This is a genomic window from Halorubrum kocurii JCM 14978, from assembly GCF_000337355.1.
Taxonomy (GTDB): domain Archaea; phylum Halobacteriota; class Halobacteria; order Halobacteriales; family Haloferacaceae; genus Halorubrum; species Halorubrum kocurii.
This window is the reverse complement of sequence record NZ_AOJH01000029.1, coordinates 1-6,392: the sequence shown is the minus strand read 5'-3', so window position 1 is coordinate 6,392 and position 6,392 is coordinate 1. Positions and strand designations below refer to the sequence as shown.

General features: G+C 69.9%; 5 protein-coding genes and 1 pseudogene. 4 read left to right on the top strand and 2 right to left on the bottom strand.

Going from position 1 to position 6,392, the window contains the following annotated elements:
• Positions 1-205, bottom strand: a pseudogene (locus C468_RS03815) (hypothetical protein); the annotation flags it as partial.
• A 207-nt stretch (positions 206-412) separates the two neighbouring features.
• Between C468_RS03815 and C468_RS03810 the strand changes: the two are divergent.
• The 3 genes from C468_RS03810 (at position 413) to C468_RS03800 (ending at position 3,944) form a co-directional block, all read left to right on the top strand.
• Positions 413-1,540, top strand: a complete 1,128-nt coding sequence (locus C468_RS03810) for a tRNA (guanine(26)-N(2))-dimethyltransferase (RefSeq protein WP_008847555.1) — start codon at positions 413-415, stop codon at positions 1,538-1,540.
• An 85-nt stretch (positions 1,541-1,625) separates the two neighbouring features.
• On the top strand, positions 1,626-2,942 hold the full coding sequence (locus C468_RS03805; protein ID WP_049911978.1) for a YihY/virulence factor BrkB family protein: 1,317 nt from the start codon (positions 1,626-1,628) through the stop codon (positions 2,940-2,942).
• Positions 2,943-2,957: 15 nt separating this feature from the next.
• On the top strand, positions 2,958-3,944 hold the full coding sequence (locus C468_RS03800) for a phosphatase PAP2 family protein (RefSeq protein ID WP_008847553.1): 987 nt from the start codon (positions 2,958-2,960) through the stop codon (positions 3,942-3,944).
• Between the two features lie 477 nt (positions 3,945-4,421).
• Here C468_RS03800 and glnA read toward each other — a convergent pair whose 3' ends face one another.
• Positions 4,422-5,792, bottom strand: a complete 1,371-nt coding sequence (glnA, locus tag C468_RS03795) for a type I glutamate--ammonia ligase (RefSeq protein ID WP_008847552.1) — start codon at positions 5,790-5,792, stop codon at positions 4,422-4,424.
• Positions 5,793-5,918: 126 nt separating this feature from the next.
• Here glnA and lrp point away from each other — a divergent pair, with 126 nt between their 5' ends.
• Positions 5,919-6,380, top strand: coding sequence for an HTH-type transcriptional regulator Lrp (gene lrp, locus C468_RS03790; RefSeq protein ID WP_008847551.1), 462 nt, complete (start codon positions 5,919-5,921; stop codon positions 6,378-6,380).
• Positions 6,381-6,392: the final 12 nt, after the last annotated feature.

Here is a 6,392-nt window from a genome sequence, read left to right as displayed (position 1 = left end):
GAGATGTGTATAAGAGACAGATCCAGTCCGGGTCGAACCGGGCCATCTTCCAGACGACGTGGACGACGTAGGAGGCGAACACCCCGACCCCGAACGCCACCCCGATGTTGTTGGCGTCGAGCGTCGCGATGAGGACGATCGACAGGGCGATCAGCGCGCCGTAGGCGATGTCGGTGACCGCGTCGACGCGCGCGGGACTCACCATCGCCCATCCGCCTCCGGGAACGGGACGCGTCCGCGAGTCGCTCCGCCGCCGATGCTCGCCCGTCGGCTCCGTGTCGTACTCATAAGTGTACTCCCCTTTCCGCGCTGAGGGGCTAAAACTCCCGCTTCGCGGCCGCGACAGTTGCGTGACCGACCCGCGCGGCGCGCGGAGCGGGGTCCTTTTGTGGCGGATAGCCGAACGCGGGGTATGGATATCGAAGAGGGCGGTCTCACCGTCTCCGTTCCGGAGGCCCGCGACGGGGCTAGCGAGGGCACCGGCGGCGGGGTCTTTTTCAACCCCACGCAGGAGCTGAACCGCGACGTGACCGTCGCGGTGTTGCGGGCGTACCGCGACCGCGAGCCGCGCGCGGCGTCGTATCTCGACGCGATGGCGGCCTCCGGCGTCCGGGGCGTCCGCGCCGCCGCCGAGGGGTACGACGTCACCTGCGCCGACGTGGACCCGGACGCGGTCGAACTGGCCGCCGAGAACCTCGCCGCCAACGACCTCGACGGCGAGACGGCCCACCGCGACGTCAACGCCCTGCTGTACGAGAACGTCTTCGACGTCGTCGATCTGGACCCGTACGGGACGCCGATCCCCTTCGCGGACGCCGCGCTCGCGAACGCGCGCAACCTCGTCTGCGTCACCGCGACCGACACCGCCCCCCTCTGCGGCGCCCACCTCAACAGCGGGATCCGGAAGTACGGCGCCGTCCCGCGCAACACCGACTACCACCCCGAGATGGGGCTCCGGACGCTGATCTCCGCGCTGGTCCGGACCGCCGCGCGCTACGACAAGGCGGCCCGCCCGATCGTCTCGCACGTCTCGCGCCACTACGCACGGACCTACCTCGAACTGGAGTCGGGCGCGCAGGCCGCCGACGGCTGCATCGACGAGCTCGGGTACGTCGACAACTGCGAGGACTGCCTCTGGCGCGACCCCGAACCCGGACTGATCGCCGACCCCGTCGACGCCTGTCCCGTCTGCGGGAGCGACCGCGTGCTCACTGCGGGCCCGCTCTGGCTCGGCCCCGTCGCCGATCCCGACTTCGCCCGGGCGGTCCGCGAGCGCGTCACCGACGACATGGGGGAGGCGAAGCGCGCGCGGAAGCTGCTCGGAACCGTCGCCCGCGAGCTCGACACCCCCACGCACTACGACCAGCACCGCCTGTACAAGGAGTGGGGCGAGGCCGCCATCGGGATGGACGAGTTCGTCGAGCGCCTCCGGGGGGCCGGGTACGAGGCGAGCCGCGCGCACTACCGGGGCACGGCGGTCAAGAGCACCGCGTCGATCCCCGAGATGCGGGCGGCGGTCCTCGGCGACGACGCGGCCTGACGACGCGACCCCGGTCCTCCGCCCCGGTACCCGCGCGCCACCCGCACCCGACCCGTTTTTGTCGCCGTCGACCGAACCCGCGGCCGTGTCCCGCCATTCGATCACCGCCCTCGGTACGGCGCGCCGCGTCGTCGACGTCGCGCTCGACCGACAGGTGACGTTCCTCGCCGCCGCGATCGCCTACTACGCGTTCGTCTCGCTGATCCCCGCGCTGCTCCTGCTCGTCGTCGTCGCCAGCGCGGTTTTCGGCGAGGCGATCGCCGCCGAGCTGGTCGCCGCCACCGGCGAGTTCCTGACGCCCGCCGGGGAGGAGGCCGTCGCCGCCGCCGTCTCCTCCGCCGGCGGCCGGACCGGCGCGAGCGTGCTCGGGGTCGGGGTGTTGCTCTGGTCGACGCTGAAGGTGTTCCGCGCGCTCGACACGGCGTTCGCCGAGCTGTACGGCGTCAAGTCGCCGCCGGACTTCGTCAAACAGCTCACCGACGCCGGCTCCGTCGTCCTCGGCGTGGGAGTCGGGATCGGCGTGATGGTCGCCGTCGGGGCGTTCGTCGCGGCCGCCGACGCGGTCCCGCTCGTGGAGGTCGCGAGCGTCCTCGCGTTACCCGCCTTCCTCGCCGTCGTCTTCCTCCCGATGTACTACCTCCTGCCGCAGCCCGCGATCGGCGTCCGCGAGGCGCTTCCCGGGGCCGCCTTCGCCGCCATCGGCTGGACGCTGCTGCAGGCCGGGTTTCAGGTGTACGCCGCGGGCGCCGGGCAGTACCAGGTGTACGGCGTGATCGGCGGGATCCTGCTGCTGGTCACGTGGCTGTACCTCGCGGCCGCCGTGGTCGTGGTCGGCGGCGTCGTCAACGTCGTTTTGGCGGGGCGGGACTGGTCGTCCCCCGCGAGCGACGCCGGCCGCGGTGGCGGGACCGGCGCACCGGACGACGACGCGGACCGGCAGTTACAACACGCCCGCGACCGACCCACGGGTATGAACGGTGAGTCGGACGGCGCGGGCGACGCCGGCGACGAGGAACGCCCGGCGGGAGCGCCGGACGTCGCTGCGTTACAGGAGGAGGTGAGCCGACTGCGGGCGGAGTTCGACGCGTTCGAAGACGACGTCGAGCGGCGCACCGTCGACAAGCCGGCCGTCGAGTCTGAGCTGAAGCGGTACGTCCGCTCGCGGATGCGGCGCGGCCACGCCCGCGGCTGGGGACCGTACCTCGTGCTGTTGTACGGCACGGTGCTGATTCTCGGCGCGTTCTCCTTCCTCGACGGGCTGTACGCCATCGCCGCGATGCTCATCCTGGGGCTGTCGACGCTCGGGCTGTACACGCTCTTCATCATCGTCGGTATCGGCCTCAACCTGCTCGAGACGCCCGGCAAGGCGCTCGATTACGCCCGCGACCGGGGCGACGACTGACCGCGTGGTCGACGCGTGACCGGACTCGTCGCCGCCGAGCGCGGGATCGGCGAGATCGCCATCGCCGACGCGCTCCCGGAGTTCGTCGTCGTCGTCTTCGCGGCCGTCACCCACCTCGCCGACCCGTGGTTCCTGTTCGGGCTGCTGGCGGTCGGCTACTGGTTCGCGAGCGACCGGTTCGCGGCCGCGCCGCGCCGCGCCGGCGCGACGGCGATCGCGGCCGTCACCTGCGCGTACGCCGCCACGGCGCTCGGCAAGGCGTGGTTCGCGGTCCCCCGCCCCCCCGGCGCGGTCGGCCCCGCGGACGTGCCGACGTGGCTCCCCGGCCTGCTGTCGGCGTGGTACGAGGCGCAGGTGCTCTCCGACGGCTTCGGCTTCCCGAGCGGCCACGCCACCGGCGGCGCGGCGGCGTACCTCGCGCTGGCGCTCGTGTACGACCGGGCGTGGACCGTCCGGCGGCGGCTCCTCGCGGCCGTCGCCCTCGCCCTCGCCGTCGCGGCCTCGCGGGTCGTCATCGAGGTCCACTACCTCGTCGACGTGCTCGCGGGGCTGGCCGTCGGGAGCGGGGTCGTGCTCGGCGCGCTGTGGCTCGCCGGCGACCCGCGGATCCGGCGGTCAGCGGTTTCGGAATCGGCGGGCGATCCGACCCGGTCGCTCGATCCGACGCTGCCGTTCCTGCTCGCGGCGGTCGTCTCGACCGGCGCGCTCGCCGTCGCCGTCGCGAACGGGCACACGGGCGAGGTCGTCGAGGCGGGGATCGGGATCGCCACCGGCGCCGGCGGCGCGATCGGCTGGCGGCTCGTCGACGCCGACGAGCCCGCGGTCCCCGTCCGGATCGCGGTCCCCGCGCTCGCCGTCGCCGGCGGGCTCTGGGTGGGCGCGTACGCGCTCTCGGGGTCCGTCTGGGTCACGCTGGCCGCGACGACCGCCGCCGTGGTCGCCGTCGTCGCGCTGCCCGCGCTGCCGGAGCGGATCGAGGCGCTGTCGAGCGCCCGGAGCTGAGGGAGTCCGGCTGAGATCGCGTAGTGTCGTCCGATCGGTTTTATAAGTGATCGAGTGGCGTTGTCGGTGGCTGTTTATAAGCGATCGACGACCTGGTGCAGGCCTCCAAAGCCCCACCCGGCGGCTCCGCCGCCGGCGACAGCGAGGCGCGACGCGCCTCTGGCAGTCGGGCGAAGCCCGACGACCTCGCACGCGCTGATTCGCGGCCGCTCGCAGGCGCGCGCCGACCGCTTCGGTCAGTTATAAGCGCTCATCGCTATCTCTCACGGCTTTTTAAATACTGTTTTGGCACCGACGAACTGCAACACCCACTCCCGCTCTCGATCGCTCGTCGAGTATGTGCGCTGGTCGCGAACCACTCGTCGCCGGTCGAAAAACGGGTGACGGAGCGAAACCGGACGGGACTGAGAGAGCCGCAAGGGTCGAGAGAACGGAGAGAACCGCAATCGCCGAAAGAACCGCGGCCGCGCCGTCGCCTCAGAACGTCTCGAGGTAGCGGTCCTCCTCCCACTCGGAGACCTGGGTGAGGTACTCGCTGAACTCCTGGGACTTCGCCTCGGCGAACTTCTCGGAGGTGTGCGGGCCGAGCGCCTCCTGAAGCACCTCGTCGGCCTCCAGATCCTCGACGGCGGCGCCGAGGTTCGGCGGGAGCGTCTCGATCCCGTACTCCTGGCGCTTCGCGTCGTCGAACTCGTAGATGTCCTCGCGGACCGGGTCGCCCGGATCGGCCTCGGTCTTGATCCCGTCGAGCCCGGCGGCGATGAGCGACGCCATGCCGAGGTAGGGGTTACAGGACGGGTCGGGGCTGCGGACCTCGAAGCGCGCGGAGACGCCGGCGGCGTCCGGGACGCGGACGAGCGCCGAGCGGTTCGTGTCGGACCACGCGACGTAGATGGGCGCCTCGTAGCCGGGCACCAGGCGCTTGTAGGAGTTGACGGTCGGGTTCGTGACGGCCGTGAACGCGGGGGCGTGGTTCAGGATGCCGCCCATGAACTGGTAGGCCGTCTCGCTCAGGTTGAACTCGTCGTCGTCGTCGGCGAAGGCGTTACCGTCCTCGTCGAACAGCGAGATGTGGCTGTGCATGCCCGAGCCGTTGATGTCGGCGATCGGCTTGGGCATGAACGTCGCGTGCAGGTCGTGCTGGCTCGCGACGGCGCGGACGACGGCGCGGAACGTCGCGATGTTGTCCGCGGTCGTGAGCGCGTCGTCGTACTTGAAGTTGATCTCGTGTTGCCCCTCGGCGACCTCGTGGTGCGAGGCCTCGATCTCGAAGCCCATCTCCTCTAAGGTGAAGATGATCTCCTTGCGGACGTCGCTCGCGAGGTCCTTGGGCGCGAGGTCGAAGTAGCCGCCGTTGTCGTGGGGGATCGTCGTCGCGTTCCCCTCGTCGTCGGTCTTGAACAGGAAGAACTCGGGCTCGGGACCGATGGAGACGGAGTACCCCATCTCCTCGGCCTCCTCGAGGACGCTCTTGAGGACCTGACGCGGACCGCCGGCGAACGGCTCGCCGTCGGTGTCGACGATGTCACAGATGAGCCGCGCGGCCCCGCTGTCGCCGTTGCCGTCGCTGCGCCACGGGAGCACCGCGAACGTGTCGGGGTCGGGGACGAGCCGCATGTCCGACTCCTGGATGCGCACGAACCCCTCGATGGAGGAGCCGTCGAAGTAGATCCCCTCGGTGAACGCCTTCTCCGCCTGGTGAGCGGGCACGGAGACGTTCTTCACGACGCCGAGGATGTCGGTGAACTGGAGCCGCAGGAAGTCGACGTTTTTCTCCTCGATCTCGTCGAGTACCGCCTGTTCTTCGGCCGTGAGGCCGCCGTCCGGTTTCGCGTGTTCGTCCGTCATGTTCTGGACGCTTCATTCCTTATCTGCCAGTATAAAGGCCTTATCGCTTGGCGCATGAACCGCCAGTCGCGCAAGAATGCTGGACGTTCGTAAAATTATAAACCCCTGACGACGTGAATAGGTTTGATGACGTACGAAAACCTCGACGCGAAGCTCATCAACTCCCTTCTCAGCAACGGACGGGCGAGCCTCAGGAGCCTCGGCGACGAGCTCGACGTATCGGTGACGACGGTGTCGAACCACCTCCGCGACCTCGAAGACGAGGGCGTGATCCGGGGGTACACACCCATCGTCGACTACGACAAGCTCGGCTACGACGTGACCGCGGTGCTCCAGCTCAAGGTCGAAGGGAGCGCACTCCCCAGCGTGACCGAGAAGCTCCGCCAGGAGAAACAGATGGTGAGCGTCTACGAGGTCACGGGCGACTACGACGTGATCGCCATCGGGAAGTTCACCGACACGGACGGCATGAACGACCAGATCAAGTCGATCCTCACCGACGCCGACATCCGCGAGTCGAACACCAGCGTCGTCCTCAACGCCGTCACCGAGAACGAGCAGTTCGACCTCGACCTCGAAGAGGAGTAGCCGCCGCCTACC